The 20382-nt window shown below is 69.4% G+C and carries 19 protein-coding genes, 1 tRNA gene and 4 pseudogenes; 12 read left to right on the top strand and 12 right to left on the bottom strand.

The genetic code is table 11. The features are described from left to right. The first annotated feature begins 22 nt into the window (after window positions 1-22). Entirely contained in the window at window positions 23-910 is an 888-nt protein-coding gene (locus tag ABZ208_RS07950) for a Yip1 family protein (RefSeq protein ID WP_356908668.1), read from the top strand. A 100-nt stretch (window positions 911-1010) separates the two neighbouring features. Here the strand turns inward: ABZ208_RS07950 and ABZ208_RS07945 are convergent, their stop codons facing one another. The 5 genes from ABZ208_RS07945 to dcd form a co-directional block, all read right to left on the bottom strand. After that, window positions 1011-1589: a hypothetical protein gene (locus ABZ208_RS07945; protein ID WP_356908667.1), complete on the bottom strand. Its 579-nt coding sequence runs from the start codon at window positions 1587-1589 to the stop codon at window positions 1011-1013. After that, the gene (locus ABZ208_RS07940; RefSeq protein ID WP_356908666.1) at window positions 1590-2210 is read right to left on the bottom strand and encodes a hypothetical protein; all 621 of its coding nucleotides are present in this window, start codon (window positions 2208-2210) and stop codon (window positions 1590-1592) included. It abuts the gene before it with no gap. An 82-nt stretch (window positions 2211-2292) separates the two neighbouring features. Further along, window positions 2293-3468: a hypothetical protein gene (locus ABZ208_RS07935; RefSeq protein WP_356908665.1), complete on the bottom strand. Its 1176-nt coding sequence runs from the start codon at window positions 3466-3468 to the stop codon at window positions 2293-2295. A 152-nt stretch (window positions 3469-3620) separates the two neighbouring features. Further along, a complete protein-coding gene (locus ABZ208_RS07930; RefSeq protein ID WP_356908664.1) occupies window positions 3621-4130 on the bottom strand; it encodes a phosphoribosyltransferase in 510 nt (169 codons plus the stop codon). A 9-nt stretch (window positions 4131-4139) separates the two neighbouring features. Beyond that, the gene (gene dcd / locus ABZ208_RS07925; protein ID WP_356908663.1) at window positions 4140-4715 is read right to left on the bottom strand and encodes a dCTP deaminase; all 576 of its coding nucleotides are present in this window, start codon (window positions 4713-4715) and stop codon (window positions 4140-4142) included. Window positions 4716-5182: 467 nt separating this feature from the next. Between dcd and ABZ208_RS07920 the strand changes: the two genes are divergently transcribed. Next, a tRNA-Gly gene (locus ABZ208_RS07920) sits at window positions 5183-5256 on the top strand. 51 nt (window positions 5257-5307) lie between these two features. On the opposite strand, the pseudogene ABZ208_RS07915 reads toward ABZ208_RS07920, so the two are convergent. Together ABZ208_RS07915 and ABZ208_RS07910 are read right to left on the bottom strand one after the other, a co-directional pair. After that, window positions 5308-6479: pseudogene (locus ABZ208_RS07915) on the bottom strand (site-specific integrase). Then, window positions 6479-6616, bottom strand: a pseudogene (locus tag ABZ208_RS07910) (DNA-binding protein); the annotation flags it as partial. The pseudogenes ABZ208_RS07915 and ABZ208_RS07910, both read right to left, overlap by 1 nt. Here ABZ208_RS07910 and ABZ208_RS07905 point away from each other — a divergent pair. Then, the gene (locus tag ABZ208_RS07905; RefSeq protein WP_356908662.1) at window positions 6588-6962 is read left to right on the top strand and encodes an NUDIX domain-containing protein; all 375 of its coding nucleotides are present in this window, start codon (window positions 6588-6590) and stop codon (window positions 6960-6962) included. The pseudogene ABZ208_RS07910 and the gene ABZ208_RS07905 overlap by 29 nt on opposite strands. 473 nt (window positions 6963-7435) lie before the next feature. On the opposite strand, the gene ABZ208_RS07900 is transcribed toward ABZ208_RS07905, so the two are convergent. The 3 genes from ABZ208_RS07900 to ABZ208_RS07890 all read right to left on the bottom strand — a co-directional run bounded on the left by ABZ208_RS07900 (window position 7436) and on the right by ABZ208_RS07890 (window position 10779). Beyond that, a complete protein-coding gene (locus ABZ208_RS07900) occupies window positions 7436-7654 on the bottom strand; it encodes a hypothetical protein (protein ID WP_351268550.1) in 219 nt (72 codons plus the stop codon). Between the two features lie 666 nt (window positions 7655-8320). Next, window positions 8321-9562, bottom strand: coding sequence for a beta-propeller fold lactonase family protein (locus tag ABZ208_RS07895; RefSeq protein WP_356908661.1), 1242 nt, complete (start codon window positions 9560-9562; stop codon window positions 8321-8323). A 323-nt stretch (window positions 9563-9885) separates the two neighbouring features. Further along, window positions 9886-10779 carry a LysR family transcriptional regulator gene (locus tag ABZ208_RS07890; protein WP_356908660.1) on the bottom strand — a complete coding sequence of 298 codons (894 nt, stop codon included), beginning with the start codon at window positions 10777-10779 and terminating at the stop codon, window positions 9886-9888. Between the two features lie 93 nt (window positions 10780-10872). Between ABZ208_RS07890 and ABZ208_RS07885 the strand changes: the two genes are divergently transcribed. The 7 genes and pseudogenes from ABZ208_RS07885 to ABZ208_RS07855 all read left to right on the top strand — a co-directional run bounded on the left by ABZ208_RS07885 (window position 10873) and on the right by ABZ208_RS07855 (window position 16975). Continuing rightward, entirely contained in the window at window positions 10873-11370 is a 498-nt protein-coding gene (locus tag ABZ208_RS07885) for a carboxymuconolactone decarboxylase family protein (RefSeq protein WP_356908659.1), read from the top strand. After that, on the top strand, window positions 11367-12011 hold the full coding sequence (locus ABZ208_RS07880; protein WP_356908658.1) for a hemerythrin domain-containing protein: 645 nt from the start codon (window positions 11367-11369) through the stop codon (window positions 12009-12011). Before ABZ208_RS07885 ends, ABZ208_RS07880 begins: the two co-directional genes overlap by 4 nt. A 165-nt stretch (window positions 12012-12176) precedes the next feature. Further along, the gene (locus ABZ208_RS07875; RefSeq protein WP_356908657.1) at window positions 12177-13178 is read left to right on the top strand and encodes a GNAT family N-acetyltransferase; all 1002 of its coding nucleotides are present in this window, start codon (window positions 12177-12179) and stop codon (window positions 13176-13178) included. A gap of 49 nt (window positions 13179-13227) precedes the next feature. After that, a complete protein-coding gene (locus tag ABZ208_RS07870; protein WP_356908656.1) occupies window positions 13228-14010 on the top strand; it encodes a VOC family protein in 783 nt (260 codons plus the stop codon). 107 nt (window positions 14011-14117) lie between these two features. Further along, a pseudogene (locus ABZ208_RS07865) lies at window positions 14118-15329 on the top strand (glycosyltransferase); the annotation flags it as partial. 18 nt (window positions 15330-15347) lie between these two features. Further along, window positions 15348-16097, top strand: a complete 750-nt coding sequence (locus tag ABZ208_RS07860) for a class I SAM-dependent methyltransferase (protein WP_356908694.1) — start codon at window positions 15348-15350, stop codon at window positions 16095-16097. Window positions 16098-16105: 8 nt separating this feature from the next. Further along, window positions 16106-16975, top strand: a complete 870-nt coding sequence (locus ABZ208_RS07855) for an alpha/beta fold hydrolase (RefSeq protein ID WP_356908655.1) — start codon at window positions 16106-16108, stop codon at window positions 16973-16975. A 487-nt stretch (window positions 16976-17462) separates the two neighbouring features. Here ABZ208_RS07855 and ABZ208_RS07850 read toward each other — a convergent pair. Beyond that, window positions 17463-17768: pseudogene (locus tag ABZ208_RS07850) on the bottom strand (hypothetical protein); the annotation flags it as partial. Window positions 17769-17938: 170 nt separating this feature from the next. On the opposite strand from ABZ208_RS07850, the gene ABZ208_RS07845 reads away from it, so the two are divergent. After that, window positions 17939-18121: a hypothetical protein gene (locus tag ABZ208_RS07845; protein ID WP_356908654.1), complete on the top strand. Its 183-nt coding sequence runs from the start codon at window positions 17939-17941 to the stop codon at window positions 18119-18121. Between the two features lie 281 nt (window positions 18122-18402). Here ABZ208_RS07845 and ABZ208_RS07840 read toward each other — a convergent pair whose 3' ends face one another. Further along, window positions 18403-19629 carry an aromatic ring-hydroxylating dioxygenase subunit alpha gene (locus ABZ208_RS07840; RefSeq protein WP_356908653.1) on the bottom strand — a complete coding sequence of 409 codons (1227 nt, stop codon included), beginning with the start codon at window positions 19627-19629 and terminating at the stop codon, window positions 18403-18405. Window positions 19630-19798: 169 nt separating this feature from the next. On the opposite strand from ABZ208_RS07840, the gene ABZ208_RS07835 reads away from it, so the two are divergent. Then, complete coding sequence (locus ABZ208_RS07835; RefSeq protein WP_356908652.1) at window positions 19799-20371, top strand: TetR/AcrR family transcriptional regulator; 573 nt, start codon at window positions 19799-19801, stop codon at window positions 20369-20371. Window positions 20372-20382 lie beyond the last annotated feature (11 nt).

The following is a 20382-nucleotide window of genomic DNA, read 5'->3' as shown; positions in this document are numbered from 1 at the left end:
CGGACCGGGTACGTTCGATTACGTGGCTGGATTCAGGATCGGACGCGGCCGGGCCAATCGCCCCCCGCAGCAGCAGCAACCGCAGCAGGCTCCGCCCCCCTATCAGGGCGGTGGCCATGCGGCACCTCCGCACGGGCAGCAGCCGCCGCAGTGGCCGCAGACGGCCGGAGGCAGACAGCAGTATCAGCAGCACCCCCAGGGCCCGTACGGCGAGCCGGAGTACTTCGGCGACCCGTACCAGCAGCCCGCGGGCCACGACCCGTACGCGGCCAACAACCCTGGTCACACCCAGGCGTTCAGCGTGCACGACGACCCGTACGGCGCCGGCTCCACCTACCAGGCGGGCGGGCCCCCGGCCGCACCCGCGGGCCCGCGGCTGCACTGGAAGCAGCTGCTGAGCGGCATCGTGCTGCGCCCGGGAGCGACGTTCTGGCAGATGCGGGACTACCCGGTGTGGGGCCCGGCACTGATCGTCACGTTCCTCTACGGCCTGCTCGCGCTCTTCGGCCTGGACGAGGCGCGCGAGGAGACGATCAACGCGACGCTCTCCACCGCGATCCCGTCGGTGCTCACCACGGCGGTGGCGTTCGTCATCGGCGCTCTGATCCTGGGCGCGGTCACCCACACCCTCGCCCGCCAGCTGGGCGGCGACGGCGCCTGGCAGCCGACGGTCGGACTCTCCATGCTGATCATGTCCATCACGGACGCCCCGCGCCTGCTCTTCGCCATCTTCCTGGGCGGCGAGAACTCCCTGGTCCAGGTGATCGGCTGGGCGACCTGGCTGGCGGCGGGCGCGCTGTTCACCTCGATGGTGAGCAAGTCGCACGACCTGCCGTGGCCGAAGGCTCTGGGAGCGTCGGCGATCCAGCTGATCGCGCTGCTGTCGCTGATCAAGCTCGGCACGATCTGAGCCGTACCCGTGCAAGGCCCCCGTCGCGTGACGGGGGCCTCTTTCATGGCGTCACGTCGATGACGCCACCCTCTACGACGTCACTGGGCCGGTCAGGACGTCACTGGGCCGGGTGTGCATGGCCCTGAGGGACCAAGGCCCCGGTTCCGGGAAGGCGTAGTGCCGCCAGACGTGCCGTGCCGAGCACGAGCAGGGCCGTGGCGGCGATCGTCCCGTACTCCCGGTCGCGCCACCACATCACGGGGAGGCCGACGGACGGGATTCGCAGCCGGCCGAAGCCCAGGAGCTGCGAGGACGGGACGGGGGTCGAGTCGGGCCGGCGGTTGGCGTCACCCGCGGTGATGACCCTCCCGTCGGGCAGGACCTTCCGCACGCGGTGGGACAGCAGTCGGGAGGGGTGCGCGGGGTCCCGGACCAGGACGACCTGGCCGCGCAGGGGTGCACGACCCTCCAGTGGCTGGTACAGCACGACGTCCCCGGGGGTGATGCGCGGGCGCATCGACGCGCTCACCACGAGGGTCGGCTGCCAGTCCAGGACGAGCGGGGGCACGTGCGCCCAGATGAGCAGCCCGGCCGCCGCGGCGAGCGTGACCCGTGCCGAGGTCAGCGTCAGAAGGGAGATCCAGAGCCGGGCCCCGCCGCTCTCCTGCGAGGGGGCCCGACCGAACAGTGGGGTCATCTAGGCGGTTTGGGCTTCCCAGTTGAAGCTGACATTGGGGGTGCTGCCGCCCTGGGTGCTGTCGGGTGCGGTGGCGCTGAAGGTCCAGGAGACGCGGTAGGTGACGATGTGTGGCGGAGGGCTGCCCGCCACTGCCCACGGACCCACGCCGTTGGCGTAGTTGGTGCGAGTGCTGGTGAAGTTCTCCAGGGTGCCGCTGTAGTCCACCCCACCGTTGGGCGTGAATCCGGTGCAGCTGCTGAAGGAGCCACCCGTGCCGTCCTCGACCGTGAGGGTGATGTGGGGGCTGATGTCGTTGGCCGGGGTGGCCGCATGGGAGCTGTAGAGCTTGATGCTGGACGGGAGAGAAGAGTTCGAGGTGATCGCGATGCAACGCGACCCCGAGGCGCCAGGCGTCAGGTTGGAGACCTGGAACATCGGCACGCCGCCGCTGTCATTTGTCAGATTGACCGATCCCGCGGACCAGTTGTTGCCGGAGTTGGTCGTAGCCCCGGCGAAGGCCGCATGGGACGCCCGCCAGACCAGCGCGCCGCTGAGCGCCAGGCCCAGCGGCACCGGCAGGGCGTAGGCCACCACTCGTGTCCACGGCAGTCCCGCCGCGGCCCAACGCAAGTTCCTCATGCCCTGCATCTTTTCCGTTCGATGACGAACATGCAGTTCGAAAGGGGTGCAACAGGCCCATAACCCCTCAATCGGCGCACATTCATGAGATCGAGAGCACGCTGGACGAGGTCGGGCCTGTCACCAGCGGCCGGCCGAGGAAGCCCGGGACCTGGACCGGTGACGTGCGGTTGGTGGTGTCGCCCATCCCCAGCTGGCCCTCGGTGTTGTCCCCCCAGCACCACACTGTCCGCCCGCTGCGCATGGCACAGGCGTGCGCGAGGCCTGCCGTCACCGACGCCCAGGTGGTGGCGGTGCCGACCTGGACCGGGGAGGTGCGACTGGTGGTGTCCCCCAGGCCGAGCTGACCGGAGCCGTTGTACCCCCAGCACCACAACGTGCCATTGGTCCGGGTGGCGCAGGTGTGTGCGAAACCCGCCGTCACCGACGCCCAGGTGACGCCCGTACCGACCTGCACCGGCGACGTACGGCCGGCCGTGTCCCCCAGCCCCAGCTGACCCGAGCCATTGCTCCCCCAGCACCACAACGTGCCATTGGTCCGGGTGGCGCAGGTGTGTGCGAAACCCGCCGTCACCGACGCCCAGGTGACGCCCGTACCGACCTGCACCGGCGACGTACGGCCGGCCGTGTCCCCCAGCCCCAGCTGACCCGAGCCATTGCTCCCCCAGCACCACAGCGTCCCGTTGCTCCGGGTGGCGCAGGTGTGCTCGTACCCTGCGGCCGGCATGGCCCAGACGGCGGCGGCGCCGACCTGGACCGGGACGGTGCGGTTGGTGCTGTCGGCCAGGCCGAGCTGACCGGCGTTGTTCCTGCCCCAGCAGTACAGCCCTCCCGTGGTGCGGGTCGCGCAGGTGTGGAGATCCCCGGCGCCCACCTGCGACCACGTGGTGGCAGTGCCCACCTGGGTGTGCACGCTGTGGTCAGTCGTGTTGCCCAGCCCGAGCTGCCCGTAGGTGTTGTCTCCCGAACACCACAGCGTGCCGCTCGTCTGACGTGCGCACGTGTGTTCCCTGCCGACGGCCAGGCGGGTCCAGGTCGTCGCCGTACCCACCTGCGTGGGGCTGCGGCGATCGGAGCTGTTCCCCAGACCGAGCTGCCCTTCGGTGTTGTCACCCCACCCGAAGAGCCTGCCGACACCGAAGTTGGCTGCCGCGGCCCAGCTCGCGGTCGACGAGGTGCGGCCGGAAAGGGCGGCGAAGGCCATCGGAGCCGTCAGCAGCCCCGCAGTGACCGCGACGGCCGCCAGGACCACGGCCATGCATCTGCGCCACGACTTCTGCCGGCGTTCTGCCCGGACGATCACCCTCACAGCGCCCACACTTAGCCGGGTGCCCGATCGACGGTCCGGAGCGGCGCGCCCCGAGCGGCCACCCACCACTCAAAAGAGTGAATCAGCAGGTCAGGCAGCGCCTAGAGCGCCTCGCGCGACGGAGTGACAGGGATGCCGGACTTACGCACGGGAGGCAGCACCGACCACGGGAAGTTGATCCACTCGTCGGTGCGCTTCCAGACGTACTCGCACTTCACGAGCGAGTGGGACTTCTCGTAGATGACGGCACTGCGGACCTCGGCGACATGGTCGACGCAGAAGTCGTGCACGAGCTTGAGCGTCTTGCCGGTGTCGGCGACGTCGTCGGCGATGAGGACCTTCTTGTCCGAGAGGTCGATCGCATTGGGGACCGGCGCCAGCATCACGGGCATCTCGAGCGTCGTCCCCACGCCGGTGTAGAACTCCACATTCACCAGGTGGATGTTCTTGCAGTCCAGCGCGTACGCGAGACCGCCCGCCACGAAGACGCCGCCGCGCGCGATGGAGAGCACGATGTCGGGCTCGTACCCGTCGTCGGCGATGGTCTGCGCGAGTTCCTGGACGGCGTCGCCGAACCTCTCGTACGTCAGGTTCTCCCGTACGTCACTCATTGCCGTCCCCTACACCTGCGTCCGGTGGAAGTTCACGAAGGACCGGGAGGCGGTGGGCCCGCGCTGCCCCTGATAGCGGGAGCCGTACTTCTCGGAGCCGTACGGATGCTCCGCCGGCGAGCTCAGCCGGAACATGCACAGCTGCCCGATCTTCATTCCCGGCCACAGCTTGATCGGCAGGGTGGCCAGGTTCGACAGCTCCAGCGTGACGTGCCCGGAGAATCCGGGGTCGATGAAGCCGGCCGTCGAGTGCGTGACCAGCCCGAGCCGTCCGAGGGAGCTCTTGCCCTCCAGCCGGGAGGCGAGGTCGTCCGGCAGCGAGATGACCTCGTACGTCGATGCGAGCACGAACTCGCCGGGGTGCAGGATGAATGCCTCGTCACCCTCCGGCTCGACCAGCCGGGTCAGATCGGCCTGCTCGACGGCGGGGTCGATGTGGGGATAGCGGTGGTTCTCGAACACCCGGAAGTAGCGGTCCAGCCGCACATCGATGCTCGAGGGCTGCACCATCGAATCGTCGAACGGGTCGATGCGTACACGCCCGGCGTCGATCTCGGTTCGGATGTCCTTGTCTGAGAGAAGCACCCCCCGAGGATACGCAGAGCGCGCGGGCCCGCCTCCATCGGACGGGACCGCGCGCCCGGACCGCCTCCGTTACCGCTTGTCCTGCGCCTCCACGGGCACGGCATGCCTCAGCCGCGCACAGCGTGGGCACCGGATGAGCCGCCCGGGTCCGAGCCGGTCGGCACCGAGCTGCTGCATCGGAAACGAAGCGGTACTGAACACATGCCCTTCGGCACAGCGGACGACGGTGCGCTCCATCAGGTCCATCGGGCCCCTTCCCCTGCGAATGTGGACGAAAGCACACATTAGGGGATGCCACGGACACCGCTCCACGCGGCACTCCGCACGACCACGGTACGCCCCAACTCCCGCGCCTCGCAGCCACATCGAGCCCCTCAAGAGCACGAAAGCCCCGCGGCGAATACCACCGTGGGGCGTGCAATGAGGTAGAGTATGCGGCGCTGCAGGATCGATCACGGATCCGCTGCGCGGGTGTAGTTTAATGGTAGAACATGAGCTTCCCAAGCTCAGAGCGCGGGTTCGATTCCCGTCACCCGCTCCACGAGAAAGCCCCAGGCCAGCGGCCCGGGGCTTCTTTGTTGTCTGGACCGGATCAGGCTTCGCGTGCCCGTTCCGTGCCCGATGCCTGGTCATCGGGCACGCTGTCGGCCTTCTCACGCTCGGCGCGGACACGGGCGTCGATCCCGTCAGCCACCTCACGCTGACGCTCCAGGTTCGAGTGCTGATAGATCAGCGCGGCCCGCTCGGAGGACTGCCCGGTGCGGACCATCGTGTCCTTGAGCGTGGCACCCGACTGCGTCGAGAGCGTGTGGCCGGTGTGACGAAGGTCGTAGAAGCGGAAGTTCTCCGGCAGTCCGACCGCCGCGCGAGCCCTCCGCCACTTCCGCCCGAACGTGGAGCGCCGGAACGGCTTGCCCCGCTCCCCCACGAACAGCAGTCCGTCCGGCTGCTTCTCCGCGTACCAAGCGAGATGCCGCTTGAGGTCCTTTTCCAGAAAGGCCGGCAGGACGAGGAACCGCTTGCCCGCATCGGACTTGGTGTCGCCAGGTGCCCGCCGACCGGTGGTGAGTTCAGGCTCAGCAGTCCGGACCCAGATGCCGACGTTCTCCAGGTCGACGTCCCGGCGGCGCATCGCGGACTGCTCCTCCGGCCGGGCCGGACCGTAGGCAGCGATGTAGACCATCAGCCGCCAGCGGGGCCGAGGGCGTCGGCGAGCGCGTCGACCTGGGCGACGGTGGCGGTCGGACGCTCCTCGGCGGTCTCCTTGCCCGCGCCCCTGATACGGCAGGGATTGCGCCGGATCAGCTCGTCGTCAGAGGCGGTCTCCACGATGGCTTTTAGCAGCCGGTACGCCTTGGCGACGGTGGTTTCCGCCCCGGTGGTGTCGAGGCGTTCCGAGCGCCAGGAGCGGACACGGGGCGGCGTGATCTCGTCGAGGTCCAGGTCCTCGAAGGCGGGAAGGATGTGCAGGCGGAGCAGCCGCCGATACAGCTCGTCCGTGGTGGGCGAGAGACGACGCTCTTGGACCCACTGCAGCGCGTAGTCCTTGAAGTTGACCGCTCCGACGTCGGGATCCGCCCAGTCACCGCGCCGGATCTCCGTCTGCTGCTCGGCAAGCCAGTCGTCAGCATCCCGCGCAGTCTCGAAGGTCCGCGGCGCCGGACGGTCGACGCCGTCAGGGCCGAGGTAGCGAGCCTGATACCGGCCGGAAGGCAGCTTTCGGATGCGACCGAAGCGCCGCTTATTCTTCTGCTTCTTCGCCATCAAGCAGCCCTCCCGTACCGGGCACGGCGACGCCGGATGGGCTGAACGGTGTTGCCGTCGATGTAGGCGTCCAACGCGCTTTCCGCGATCCGCACATGGCGGCCGACCTTGACGAAGGCGATCCGCCGAGCCGACAACGGAACGTGGGAGCTCCCAGGCGGCGTACTCGAACTCACCGAGGCCCCCGAAGACGGCGTAGCCCGCGAAGTCTGGGAAGAGACCGGCATCCGCGTCGAGGTCGACGAACTCACCGGGGTCTACAAGAACACGACGCGCGGCATCGTCGCCCTGGTGTTCCGCTGCAAGCCGTCAGGCGGCACTGAGCGAACCTCCGCCGAGTCGACGGCAGTTGACTGGCTCACGCCCGAAGAGGTCGCCGAGCGAATGGCCGAGGTCTACGCGGTGCGCCTGCTCGATGCACTGGACGGGCACGGGCCCCATGTCCGGAGCCATGACGGCAAGCAGCTGATCCAAGCGCGGTAAGAGTTTCTCTACTTCATCAAGGCGGCTCGCTCCGCTCGCCGCGCGCGGCCCCGGCTCGCCGCCGGGCCCGACGCTCTTGTCTCCGCCCCGCTCCGGGCCCGGCTACGCCGGCCGCGCGGCTGTAGCGAGCACACCCGAGCGGTGGACGGTAGCCCGCGGTGGCTGGGCCCGGTCGGCTCCACGGCTTTAGGCAGCCACCATGGGGCGAGCCTCGAAGATCGGGGCCCACATCGGGCTATTGCGGGCAGGTCCAGAGACTGCCCGATTCGCGACCAGCGTACGGGCCCCGATCTCTCGCCCCATGGCAGCTCCAGCCCAAAGCCGCTCCCGCCGACCTCATCGGGCCCGCGTGCGATCGTCACGCCTCCCAGGTACGTTGAGCCGTCAGCCGAGGGGGAACGCTCGCGAGGGAGCGCCCCGCAACGCGTGGCTGCGGGGCGCCGATCCACTTTCACAACGGGCCCTAGTGGGGTTTAGTCGACCGTCTGCCCGTCGTACATACCGCCCCTGCAGGTCGGGAGCACGGGCGTCGACCGATCGATCGTTCCGCCGCCGTCCGTGCACTCACCCGGGGTGACGCTGGCCGGGGTGACGCTGACGGCGGTGGCGGTGGCGGTGGCGGCGCCTGTGAGGCCGAGTCCGGCGAGGGCTGCCGTGGCGAAGACTGCAGCGAGGATTCGTCGAATGCGCATTTGGTTCGCCTTTCACAGATTGCGTCGGTTGGGGCACTAGCCAGCTTGATCTTCACCCATATGGGTGGCACGTCATGTTGGGCCATTCGGGTGACAGTGTTGTCGGGTGCGGGGTCGGTGACGCGACCCGTCAGAGCGGATGGAAGCCCGTGCCACATCCGTGCCAGAAAGAGCGGATCCCAGCGGTCAAGAGCAGTCAAGCGCGACGCCTCGCGATTAATCACCAGAGGCCGTTTGCGCTGGTCAGCGTCAACCCCCTCCGTGACGGCCCGGTGATTCCCAAGCCCAGAGCGCGGGTTCGATTCCCGTCACCCGCTCCAAAGATGAAGGCCCAGGCCAGGGACATGATCCCCGACCCGGGCCTTTGTGTTGTCCAGACCCTTCTAGGCTCTGCGCATCACCTGGCAGCGCGCGCATCTGCATGCCGCAGACAGCTGCTGCAGTCTGCCCTCCGGGCCAGCCGGGTACCCGCGGCGTCCGCGGAATCGATCGGCCGGGTACGGCCAGCGCGTTCACCTGCCCGGCCGGGACCCCTCAGAAGCCTCGGGTATCTGAGTGTCCGTCACGCGATCTTGTCTCTTCGCCCGGCGGGGCCACTCGGCCCCGCCGGCGTCATCGGATCACTGTCTTGCACGATTCTGCGGACCCGTCCAGGTGCCGTTGTTGTCATGGGGTGTTGTCGGCGCAGACGGCGTAGGGGGTGACGGTGATGTCCTGTGTGGTGGGGTTGGTGAAGGAGACCTGCCAGGTGTCGTTGACCGGTTTGCTGGTGAGGTTGCTGGGTGCGGGGCCGGTGAGTTCGAATCCGCCGCCGGTGATGACGCTGCCGGCGGGGCAGGCAGCCGTCGAAGCCGGGACTACTGCGACAGCCACCCCGAAGGGGGCGGTGCCGACGGGGACGGTGGCGGTGACCGTGTTCGTGCCCGTGTCGATCACCGACACACTGTCCGAGAAGAAGTTGGTGACGTAGGCGAAGGTGCCGGCCGGGTTCACCGCCACCCCCTGGGGGTTGGTGCCGACGGGGACGGTGGCGGTGACCGTGTTCGTGCCCGTGTCGATCACCGACACGTCGTTCGAATTGCGGTTGGTGACGTAGGCGCGGGTGCCGGCCGGGTTCACCGCCACCCCGAAGGGGAAGGCCCCGACGGGGACGGTGGCGGTGACCGTGTTCGTGCCCGTGTCGATCACCGACACACTGTTCGCGCCTTGGTTGGTGACGTAGGCGAAGGTGCCGGCCGGATTCACCGCCACACCGACGGGCACGGCGCCGACGGGGACAGTGGCGGTGACCGTGTTCGTGCCCGTGTCGATCACCGACACACTGTTCGCGGCTGGGTTGGGGACGTAGACGAAGGTGCCGGCCGGGTTCACCGCCACCCCCTGGGGGTTGATGCCGACGGGGATGGTGGCGGTGACCGAGTTCGTGCCCGTATCGATCACCGACACATTGTTCGAAGCGCTGTTGGTGACGTAGGCGAAGGTGCCGGCCGGGTTCACCGCCACCCCGAAGGGGGCGGTGCCGACGGGGACGGTGGCGGTGACCGTGTTCGTGCCCGTGTCGATCACCGACACATCGTTCGAATTGCGGTTGGCGACGTAGGCGCGGGTGCCGGCCGGGTTCACCGCCACCCCGAAGGGGACGGCGCCGACGGGGACGGTGGCGATGACCGTGTTCGTGCCCGTGTCGATCACCGACACATCGTTCGAATTGGCGTTGGCGACGTAGGCGAAGGTGCCGGGATCGGCTGCTGCGGGCGTGGCCGCTGCGACCGGGAGGGCCAGGCCGGCCAGCACCACAGCCACCGCGGCAACGCGGGCCCGTACACGTACCCACCACAGACCGTCACGCCTGCGGCGCGGGACCGCGGGCGACTTCCGCGGCACCTCGGCGACGGCAACAGCCGACATCAAGACCTCCTCAGCACACCGCACCGCAGTGCTCGACCTGACCCTGACAGGAATCTCCGACAGGAAAGGGCACAACAATCCGTAACCGAACGGCACAGCTCACCCACACCACGGCATCGGCGAACCGTGCCGACGCTAACCCCGGCGAACAGCAGCAGCCACGCTCAACCGCGCGACACCCCCCGCATTCCGCCAGATGGTGCCCCGCCAGGCGACGCAGACATCCCGAGCGGCGCGGAAACACGACCGTCGAGGCCCGACGCCGGAGCCGGAACCGCGCGCGGCGAACGGCTCCGAAGCGGAGTTCCGCGCCGCAGGTTGCGTCAGAAGTGGAAGACGCCGAGATCGCGCACCGTGTCGGCCAGAGCGCGGATGAGGTCGTTCTCGACTTCGGTCCGCCATACCAGGGCGAAGTTGAGGCTCTTCATTTCAGGGACGGGAAGGAATCGGATGTGCGGCATGCCCCAGTACCTGGTGACATGGCCAGGGAAGGTGTGGATGATCTCGTGCATGCCGACCATGCTGATCAGCTCATCGGCGTTGTCCGCGCCCCCGATGCGCTCGATCTTCCGGCCTCCTGGGGTGTAGAAGGGCAGGTAGCTGTCCTCCCAGTAGTCCGGCGGCCGCAGGTCGCGGGCCATGGCGTGCGGGAACTCGGCGAGCAGCTCGATCGGCACGGAATCCCGTTGCACGAACGGGTGGTCGGCGGCCACGGCAAGGATCCGGGTGTCGGTGCACAACGACGGACCGACGGTGAAGTCCGGTTCTTCCACCGGCAGCCAGGCGACAAGGACGTCCGTGGCGCCGGAACGGAGCTGGCCGAACACGTCGTTGAAGGTCGCAAGACGGATCTGCAGTTCCCATTGCGGGTACCGCGCGCGGAAGGCCTTCCAGTAGGGGTGCAGATCGGCCATGTTGAAGGGCATCAGGCTGACGCGGAGCTGTGCGGTGATGCCGCGGGCCGCCAGCCGGGCCCGCTCCAACGATTCGTGCAGGCCCGAGTAGACCGGCTGCAGATCGTCGCGGAACTGTCGGCCGACCTCGGTCAGGAACACCGTGCGGCTGGTGCGGGTGAACAGCTCGGCGCCGATGCGCCGCTCCTGCTTCTTGATGGCCTGGCTGACGCGCGCTTGGGAGACGTGCAGCCGCTGTGCCGTCCGGCCGAAATGCAACTCCTCCGCCAGCACCAGGAATATCTCGATGTCCCGCAGTTCCACAGGCTCCCCAGCCCCCGTCGATAACCCAGCGGTTATCGAACCGCGCGGAAGTTTACATTGATCACGATTGCGACCCGCAGGAAGGTTGAGGGCATGCAATCACGCGTGAAGGACCCGGCGCTCGTCCTGCCGGACGCGCTCACGAGCATCGGCAGCTTCTTCAAGTCGGTCAACCAGGGCGCCCTCTCCGACCAGCTGCCCGAGATCGTGGCTCTGCGCGCCAGCCAGGTCAACGGCTGCGGTGGCTGCATGCACACTCACGTGCGGAACCTGCGCGAGGCGGGCGAGAGCGACGAGCGGGTGACGGCGGTGGCCGCCTGGCGGGAGGCACCGTTCTTCACCGATGCCGAGCGGGCCGCGCTGGAGCTGGCCGAGGAGGTCACGCGGCTGGCCGACCTCGCCCCGGACGCCGTACCCGACGCGGTGCAGAACGCCGTGCCGGACGAGCTGTGGGAGCAGTTGTCCGCGCACTTCGACGAGCAGCAGCTGTCCGCGCTGATCCTGTCGATCGGCGTGACCAATATGTTCAACTGCCGCACCACCGCGGTCTGTGAACCGGGCCGCGTGTCCTGGAGCCGACGCCGGCCATGAGCGATGCCGTCGACCTGACCGCGATGCACGCGATGCACGACGCCCTGCGCCGGGAGCTGGCCCATCTGGACCGGATGACCACCGACGGGGACCGTGACCCCGGGCAGTTGCCGGCCACCGCCGGATGGACGCTGTTCAAGAAGGCTCTCTACGCCCACCACACGGCCGAGGACGACGTCCTGTGGCCGGTGCTGCGCGGACGTCTGGCCGGCCGCCCGAAGGACCTGGCTCTTCTGGAGGCGATGGAGGCCGAACACGCCGCCATCGTCCCGCTGATCAAGGCCATCGACGCGGCGCTCGCCGCTCCCGAGGTCGACCAGCTGGGGTTGGGCATCCTGACCGACGCACTGGCCACCGGCCTGGCAGGGCACCTCAAGCACGAGGAGGACGCAGCCCTGCCGCTGGTCCGGCGGGCGTTGACGGCCGAGCAGTGGGGCCGCTTCCGTCAGGTCCAGGCCCAGCTGATCTGCCCGGACGCACCGCTGATGCTGCCATGGCTGCTGGACGGCGCCGACGAGTGGACGGTGGCGAAGCTGCTCGCTCCCCTGCCCGCATCCGTTCGCGCCGCCTACACCACCGAGTGGGTCCCGGCTTACACCACCCTGGACCGCTGGAGTCCTGGCACCGCCCCGACGCACTGACACCGGCTGCCGCGCCCCGCAGAGCGTCGCGTCGGCCGATGTCGCAGGGGCCCGACGCCACCCGTGGGGTGGTTCACCGGCCCCACAATCGTGCGCATGGCATGCGTGCGCAACGTCCGGAACCCGGACTTACGTTCCCCCGGAAGAATCCCTGGAGTCATCCCCTTGTCTGAGCACATCCGCCTCACCCCGCTCCACGACATCTCGCCCGCCGACGCCACGGCCTGGCACCAGGTTGTCGCCGCCTCGATGGCCCATGACCTGCCCGGAGTACCGCCTCCCGGCCCCGAGCAGATCCACGCCCAGCTCACCAAGCCCGCGCTGAACAGTCACCGGTTGGCCTGGCTGGCCGTAGGGGCGGACGGCAGCGCGATCGGAGTCGCGGGCCTGCGGCTGTTCACCTCCCCGGGGCGGGATCACCTGGCCGAACTGGAGCTGCTCGTCGACCCCGCGCAACGGCGCCTGGGCACCGGCTCCCGCCTGCTGTCGGCGGTCGTGGCGGCCTGCCGCGCCGAGGACAGGCGTAGCCTGGTCGTCGAAGCGGCGGCCGACAGCCCGGGCGAAGCCTTCTGCGAAAAGCGGAGCTTCCGCCAGGCACTGGCCCTGGACCATCTGATTCTGCGCTTGGACCAGTTGGACGAGGCCGCCGTTCTCCAGGTCGCCGAGGCCGAGCACCCCGGCTACCGGCTGACGGGCTGGACCGGCACGGTGCCCGACGGCCTCGCCGCCGCCTTCGCCACCGCCAAGAACGCGATGAACGACATGCCTGTCGGAGACCTGGACTACGGCACGGTGGACTGGGACGCCGACCGCGTACGGGCCATGGCCCAGGTGATCGCCGACCGCGGCGACACTCTGCTGACCGTCGCCGCCGTCCACGACGACGGCGCCATGGCCGGATATACCGAGATCCTGCTCCCGCGGGGCGCGGCGGCCCGGGCGCAGCAGTACGACACCGCGGTCGTGCCCGCGCACCGCGGCCATGGCCTCGGGCTGTGGCTCAAGGCCGCAATGGTGCGCCGGCTGCGCGCCGAGCACCCCGGTGTCGTCGAGATCGAGACCGACAACGCCGAGGACAACGTCCACATGCTGGCTGTCAACCACCGGTTGGGGTTCCGCTCCTACCGGCGCACGCGAGAGTTCCAGCTCGACGTGCCCGCGGCCTGATCCCGTACCGCCCCCACTCACCACAGCGCACACCTTTCCAGGAGCTGTCATGCACGTGTCTGCCTCCACCCTTTCCCTGACCGTCGCCGACGTCGACGCCTCCCGTGACTTCCTCTGCACCCACCTCGGCTACGAAGTGGCCATGGCCCAGGACGGCTTCGCCTCTCTGACCCGCGAGGGCGCCGCCGCCGACATCGTCCTGCTCCGCAAGGGCACCGAGGTCCTGCCCGCCGAGCAGCGGGACCGGGAGGCGGGCGGCCTGATCCTCGCGCTCACGGTCACCGGCCTCGACGCCGAGGAGGCCCGGCTGCGTGCGGCAGGCGCCCCCATCACCATGCCGCTGCGCGAAGAGCCATGGGGCGAGCGCCTGTTCCAGATGACCGACCCCAACGGGGTCGTCGTCCAGCTCGTCGAATGGGCTGTCCCCGACCACCCCGCCGAACCGAACGAGAACACCGCCCTGCACGTGATCACCCCCGCGAGCGAGAGCGTCACCGTCTCTCCGAACGCCGCCATGACCGGCCTGGCGGCCCCCAGTCGCGGCAGCGCCGAACTCAGCACCTGGACGGTCGCGATGGAGGCCGGGGCGACGGGTCCCGAGCACTCCATCAGCCGTGAACAGGTCTGGACGGTCACCGCGGGCGCGCTGGAGGTGACGTGCGACGGTCGTACCGAGAAGGTGTCGGCCGGCCAGACCCTGATCCTGCCGGCGGACCGGATCCGCCGGATCCACGCACCCGAGCAGGCCGAAGCCCACATCTCGATGCGTTCCGACAGAGTCGCCTCCGTACCCGGTACCGAGGGCAGCCGTGAGCTGCCCTGGGCTCGGTGACCGCCGCAGCTCCGCACCCGAGGTCCCCCAGGGGCTTCCGGCAAGGCCCCGGTCTTGCCGCACAATCACCGGTCGAGGCCGGCATCCATGGAAATGAGAGTCGCTGAATGCGTGTGTTGTTGATGGCGTACGGGTCGCGTGGAGACGTCGAGCCGATGGTGGGACTCGCAGTGAGTTTGCGGGCGCTCGGCGCGGAGGTGCGCGTGTGCGCGCCGCCGGACTTCGCGGAGCTGCTGGAGAGCCTGGACCTCCCGCCGGCACCGATCGGCCAGCCGTTGCGGCCGGTCGTGAAGGCGGTGGTGACCGGGACTGCGCCGACGGCGGCGGAGGGCCTGGCCGAGCGCACGGCAGCGTTGCTCACCTCCACGTACGATGCGGTCGCCGCGGCCGCCGAGGGCTGTGACGTGGTGGTGGCGACCGGCCTCATCCCGGCCATGGCCGCCGCGCGGTCGGTGGCCGAGCAGCTGGGCATCCTCTACATGTCCGTGGCCTACTATCCGGCCTTCCTGCCGTCGCCGCACCACCCGCCGCTGGCGTGGCCGGGCCGGCCGGTCCCACCGGAGGTGACCGACAACCGGTTGCTGTGGGAGCTGAACGCGGAGAACCTGAACGCGCTGTTCGGCGAGGCGATCAACACGCACCGGGCATCGATCGGCCTGCCCCCGGTGGACAGCGTCCGCGACCACGTCCTCACCGACCGGCCGTTGCTGGCAGCCGACCCGGTCCTGAGTCCGTGGCTGGAGCCTGCGGACCTCGACGTGGTGCAGACCGGCGCGTGGATCCGACCGGACGAACGCCCGCTCCCGGCTGATCTGGAGGCGTTCCTGAACGCCGGCACACCACCGGTGTACGTGGGCTTCGGCAGCATTCCCGTGCGCGACGCGCAGGACGTCACCCGGGCTGCTGTCGAGGCCATCCGCGCGCAGGGCCGTCGGGTACTGCTCTCCCGTGGCTGGGCCGACCTGGAACCGGCCGACGACAAGGACGACTGCTTCGCCGTCGGCGAGGTCAACCATCAGGCCCTCTTCCGCCGGGTGGCCGCCGTCGTGCACCACGGCGGCGCGGGCACCACGACGACGGCCGCCCGGGCCGGCGCGCCCCAGGTCGTGGTACCCCAGATGGCGGACCAGCCCTATTGGGCCGGCCGTGTGGCCGAGCTGGGCATCGGCGCGGCACACGACGGTCCCACCCCGACCTTCGAGTCCCTGTCAGCCGCGCTCGAAACGACCCTGACCCCCGAGACGGCAGCACGGGCGAAGGCCGTCGCCGACATGATCCGCACCGACGGGACGGCGGTGGCCGCGAAGCTGCTCCTCGAAGGAGGAGACGCTGCGCCGGTGAGCCGCGAACAGATCTCCAGCATTGCGCACGCCGACCACCCGATTAAGTCTCCGCTCGACGACGACTCGGTCAGTCGGCTGCTCGAACGCGGCCTCCCGCGGGGCGACGAGCGGGTGCTCGATCTGGGATGCGGCACAGCGGAATGGCTTCTGCGCGCCCTGGCGATGCGCCCGCACCTGCACGCCGAGGGCGTCGACACCTCCGAAGTCGCCCTGACGCAGGCCCGCCAGGCAGCGAGCCGACAGGGCGTCCAGCAGCGCCTCGTCCTCCACCACCAGGCAGCCGCGGACTTCGTCTCCGCGCAGTCGTTCGACCTGGTGATCAGCGTCGGCGCCACGCATGCCTTCGGCGGCCTTCTCCCCGCCCTCGCGGCGGCCCGCAAGCACCTGGCCCCCGGCGGCCGCGTCCTGATCGGTGAGTCGTTCTGGGACCGCGCCCCTTCACCGGAGGCCATCGAGATGTTCGGTGACCTCGACGACCTGGCGACCACCGTGGACCGCGTCGTCGCCGACGGGTGGACCCCTGTCCACGGCCATGTCAGCACCCGCAGTGAGCTGGACGCCTACGAGTGGGCCTGCTGGGGCTCGCTGGCCTCATGGGCTCTTGACCACCCTGCCGATCCGGCCGCCGCACAGGTGCTGGAGGCGGCCACCGCTCAGCGTTCGCAGTGGCTGCACGGGTACCGGGACAGCTTCGGCTTCCTCTGCCTGGTCCTGCGTCAGACACCCGTGGCGGCCGGAAAGTGAGTACACAGATGCAACCGACGTTCGTACTGGTCCACGGAGCCTTCGCGAACTCCTTCTCCTTCGCGCCCCTCCAGGCGGAACTCGGCCTCCTCGGGCACCGTTCGGTCGCCGTCGACCTGCCCGGCCACGGGTTCCAGGCGACCTTCACCCGCGCCTACCAGTCGCCTCAGGACCCCGAGGGGCTCGCGACCGCGCCCGGCTCGATCAAGGGCGTCACGCTCGCCGACAACGCCGCGCACCTGATCGGGATCCTCGAACGGGCCAAGCGGAACGGCCCCGTGATCCTCGTCGCCCACAGCCGCGGGGGTGTCACGGTCACGGCCGCGGCCAACGTCCGCCCGGATCTGATCGACCGCATCGTCTACGTCTCGGCCTGGTGCCCGGTCGACCTCGACGTCAACGACTACTACGCCGAGCCGGAGATGGCCACGGTCGACCCCGCCGCCTTCGCTTCGGCGCTGGCCGGAAACCCTGCCGAGCTCGGCCTCCTCCGCGTCAACTTCCGCACCGCGAACCCGGACTCGCTCGCGGCGTTCAAGGCGGCCTTCTTCGCCGACGGCACCGACGAGCAGTTCCTCGCCTTCCTCAACACCTTCCAGCCCGACGAGAACCTGCACGTCGGCGGCTCCGCCGACCGGGCGCAAGCCGCGACCTGGGGCCGCATACCCAAGACCTACATCCGACTGGCCGACGACACGAGCCTGCCTCTCGCCCTACAGGACCGGCTGATCCGCGAGGGCAACGAGCTGACGCCGGACAACCCGTACGACGTCCGCACACTGGAGGGCAGCCACCTGAAGTGGCTGGTCGACCCGGCGCCGGCGGCCCGCATCCTGGGCGAACTCGCCACGCTCCCGGACCCGTCCGCTCCGGCGTGACCGGACTGGCGCGAGCGGATCGGTGGTGGAGGGACGAGGAGCGATCCCGCCCGTGCGGGGCGCACCCACGACCGCCCCGGCGCTGAGAGCGGACGCCGCTACTGGGTGACGGCCTTCGCCGAGGCCGTCACCCGCCCCCGTGCAGGTCCACGGGTGGTCGGAGCCGGCCCGGGCAGCACGTCGGCCACGCCTCGATCCCTTCCCGAGCGGCGGCGCTCACGCCCGGCTCGGCTCGCGGGAGAGTCCTACCGAGGGGCCGGGTTCCGGGTACGCCGGGGTGGGCGGGCAGGTGCCGGTGTTGTTATGGAGTGTTGTCGGCGCAGACGGCGTAGGGGGTGACGGTGATGTCCTGTGTGGTGGGGTTGGTGAAGGAGACCAGCCAGGTGTCGTTGACCGGTTTGCTGCTGAGGTTGCTGGGTGCGGGGCCGGTGAGTTCGAATCCGCCGCCGGTGATGACGCTGCCGGCGGGGCAGGCAGCCGTCGAAGCCGGGACTACTGCGACAGCCACCCCGAAGGGGGCGGTGCCGACGGGGACGGTGGCGGTGACCGTGTTCGTGCCCGTGTCGATCACCGACACAGTGTTCGAAGAGCGGTTGGTGACGTAGGCGAAGGTGCCGGCCGGGTTGGAGCGCCGGAACGGCTTGCCCTTCTCCCCCACGAACAGGAGTCCGTCCGGGCCCTTCTCCGCGTACGGGTCGAGATGCCGCCGAAGGTCGGTCCGCAGAAACTCCGGCAGGACCACAAGCCGCTTCCCAGCCTCGGACTTGGTCGGCCCCGCGGCCCGCTTGCCGGATCTCGGTCCGCTTCTGGGCGAGCCTCGCCCCATGGCAACTCCCGCTCAAAGCCGCTCCACCGACCACGTGGCCCGCCCCCTGGGCCGCCGCCGGGTCGGCCACTATCGTGAGGCTGAGCAGCCACAGCGGGGGGGTTTCTGTGATCGAGCTCGGCATCACATTCGGAGTCATGGTTGCCATCGCGGTTGTCCTGATCGTCAAGCTCCTGCGTCGCAGCAGCACGGAGAATGTCGACGGACTCCTCATCGAGCAATCACGGCGGGTACAGGCGTACAACGACCGGGTGTCCTACAACTCCAACGCGGTGCACAACTCCCCGCCAACCATGAGCGACCTTTTTTACCGCCCCTAGCCCAGCGGGCCCTCGGGGCGCCGGAAGCCGAGGGCGCCGCCCGTGCCCTCGCCGTGGCATCCGTTCGTCCTGATCAGAGTGCCGCGAGCCCAGGGAGGTTCGGTGACTCCCAAGCTCAGAGCGCGGGTTCGATTCCCGTCGCCCGCTCCAAAAATGAAGGCCCAGGCCAGGGACATGATCCCCGACCCGGGCCGTTGTGTTGTTCAGCCCCTTCCAGGTTCCGCGCACCACTTCCGCATCACCTGGGCCCTCTCCGGGCTGGTCAGCCGCCGTGCACCCGTTCAAGGCGATTCGAGCAGTCCGAGCCGGTCGGCAACGTATTGGTGGAACTGCCACAGCGGGCGTTCGAGGTGGGACAGCCGTCCGGGGGTGGCTTGCGCGGAGCGCAGACCCCGCATGACGCCCTTGTTGGCGTGGGCGTCCTCAGCCTGTACGACATTGAGTGTCCCGGTGAGGAGGTCGACCCTGTCCTGGAAGTCGGCCAGTTCGAACGCCTCGGGCGGCACCAGAATGTGCACCTCGAGTTCGTGGCTCTCCGGCCCGGTGGGGCGCCAGTCGAACCATGTGGCCATGTCGGGCGAGGCGGAGAAGAAGAACATCGGGAAGACGCCGGTGACGAGGCTGGACGAGCGCTGCAGTTCGGTCGCCCCTTCGGGAACCGGGAAGAGGGTCGGCATGATGGGCTGCCCGTCGGGGCCGACCCCCGCCGCGGCTTCCTTGCTGATCACCATCGGGTAGCTGAACCAGTCGTCCTCGTGCGCCCCGCCAGGGACGATCGTCGACGTGGGCCACAGCGGCTGGAGAGTCTCCCGGTGCGTGCCCATGTGGTGGTACGCCTCCGAGGCGTTCTCCACGGCGATCTTCCAGTTCACGGGCTGCTCCCCCCAGGGCAGGGAAGCGGCCAGCCGCCATGTGCCGAGGTCGAGCGGCGCCAGGGCGGCTTCCACCGCACCCATGCGCGGTGCCAGAGGCTCCGCCTGGGGGTCGAGGTTGACGAAGACGAAGCCGTGCCAGGTCTCGATCGGGAACCGCGGTAGCGACACGTCCTTCTTGTCGAAGCCCTGTGCCTCGTGCATCAGAGGTGCGCCCACCAGTCCCCCGTCGAGCCGGTAAGTCCACAGGTGATAGGGGCACATGAGGCGTTTGGTGGTTCCGCACCGGGATTCGGCGTCGTTCAGGAGATCCATCGAGCGGTGCCGGCACACCCTGGAGAGGGCGTTCAGCCGTCCCTCCTCGTCACGGGTGATGACCAGGGCTTCACCGGCGAGCTCGACGGCGAGCCAGTCACCGGCCTCGGGGATCTGCTCTTCGCGGGCGACGCACATCCACTCCCTGCGGAAGATGCGTTCGACTTCCAGCTCGTAGAGCTCCGGCGACCGGTACGCCTCGGGCGGCAAGGCCGTCGCCCGGGCGAGCGGCAACCGCGCCACAGCGGCAATGGCGTCGAGCAGGGCTTGAGTACCCATGCGGGCAGGGGCGGTCGGAACGTGCACGTGAGTGTCGGCCATGCCATTAAGATAACACTCGTTATGTAAAAATGGCAGCGCAAAGCGCTCGGACTCCTGTGGGGTCTGCTCTGCACCGCGATGCCGCGTCTGCGCTGCACCGCGATGCCGGAGGGCTCCGGCGACGGATCGGCGGCGAACCATCCCTGCCGACTCAGTAAAGTGACGACTCATGGGCCGTAAGCCGAATCCTGACCGTAAGCCCGAGCTACTCGCGGAGATCGTGCAGCAGCTCGTCCGCACAGGCGTCGGCGATCTGTCGCTCCGTCCGCTGGCCACCGCGCTCGGCGTCAGCACCTACACGCTCACCTACCACTTCGGCTCCCGGGAGCAGCTGATCAGCGAGGTGGTCCAGCACATCGAGGCCGAGCAGCACCGGCTGACCACAGCCAGGTTCACCGGTGATCCGGCGCAGGCGGTGCGCGAGTACTGGGCATGGCTCGAGGAGCCCGAGAACCTCGCCCAGATGCGGCTGGTACTCGAAGTCACCGCGCTGCCCGCAGAGAGCCAGCCGATCCCGGCCACGGTCCGCTCCGGCCTGGTCACCGCGTGGGTGGAAGCGCTGGCGGAAGCTCTCACGGAGCGCGGCGAGGACCCGGGCACGGCCCGCGTACGCGCCTCTGTTGCGGCTGCGGCGCTGGCCGGGCTGGCCCTGGACCTGCTCGCGACAGGCGATCACGAGCGCACCCGCGCGGCGGCCCACCTGATCGCGGATCAGGTGAGCGTACCGGCTGTGCCGCGCTGACCACGGCTGCG

The organism is Streptomyces sp. NPDC006208 (genome assembly GCF_040613775.1).
Taxonomy (GTDB): domain Bacteria; phylum Actinomycetota; class Actinomycetes; order Streptomycetales; family Streptomycetaceae; genus Streptomyces.
Note: the sequence above shows the minus strand (reverse complement) of the source record. Positions and strands in the feature narration are given on the sequence as shown.

What these genes read in the sequence shown, in the direction of transcription:
- ABZ208_RS07945 (WP_356908667.1), bottom strand. Translation starts at nt 1,589, where the DNA reads ATGACCCCACTGTTCGGTCGGGCCCCCTCGCAGGAGAGCGGCGGGGCC.
- ABZ208_RS07940 (WP_356908666.1), bottom strand. Translation starts at nt 2,210, where the DNA reads ATGAGGAACTTGCGTTGGGCCGCGGCGGGACTGCCGTGGACACGAGTG.
- ABZ208_RS07935 (WP_356908665.1), bottom strand. Translation starts at nt 3,468, where the DNA reads ATGGCCGTGGTCCTGGCGGCCGTCGCGGTCACTGCGGGGCTGCTGACG.
- ABZ208_RS07930 (WP_356908664.1), bottom strand. Translation starts at nt 4,130, where the DNA reads ATGAGTGACGTACGGGAGAACCTGACGTACGAGAGGTTCGGCGACGCC.
- ABZ208_RS07900 (WP_351268550.1), bottom strand. Translation starts at nt 7,654, where the DNA reads ATGCGCATTCGACGAATCCTCGCTGCAGTCTTCGCCACGGCAGCCCTC.
- ABZ208_RS07895 (WP_356908661.1), bottom strand. Translation starts at nt 9,562, where the DNA reads ATGTCGGCTGTTGCCGTCGCCGAGGTGCCGCGGAAGTCGCCCGCGGTC.
- ABZ208_RS07885 (WP_356908659.1), top strand. Translation starts at nt 10,873, where the DNA reads ATGCAATCACGCGTGAAGGACCCGGCGCTCGTCCTGCCGGACGCGCTC.
- ABZ208_RS07880 (WP_356908658.1), top strand. Translation starts at nt 11,367, where the DNA reads ATGAGCGATGCCGTCGACCTGACCGCGATGCACGCGATGCACGACGCC.
- ABZ208_RS07870 (WP_356908656.1), top strand. Translation starts at nt 13,228, where the DNA reads ATGCACGTGTCTGCCTCCACCCTTTCCCTGACCGTCGCCGACGTCGAC.
- ABZ208_RS07855 (WP_356908655.1), top strand. Translation starts at nt 16,106, where the DNA reads ATGCAACCGACGTTCGTACTGGTCCACGGAGCCTTCGCGAACTCCTTC.
- ABZ208_RS07845 (WP_356908654.1), top strand. Translation starts at nt 17,939, where the DNA reads ATGGTTGCCATCGCGGTTGTCCTGATCGTCAAGCTCCTGCGTCGCAGC.
- ABZ208_RS07840 (WP_356908653.1), bottom strand. Translation starts at nt 19,629, where the DNA reads ATGGCCGACACTCACGTGCACGTTCCGACCGCCCCTGCCCGCATGGGT.
- ABZ208_RS07835 (WP_356908652.1), top strand. Translation starts at nt 19,799, where the DNA reads ATGGGCCGTAAGCCGAATCCTGACCGTAAGCCCGAGCTACTCGCGGAG.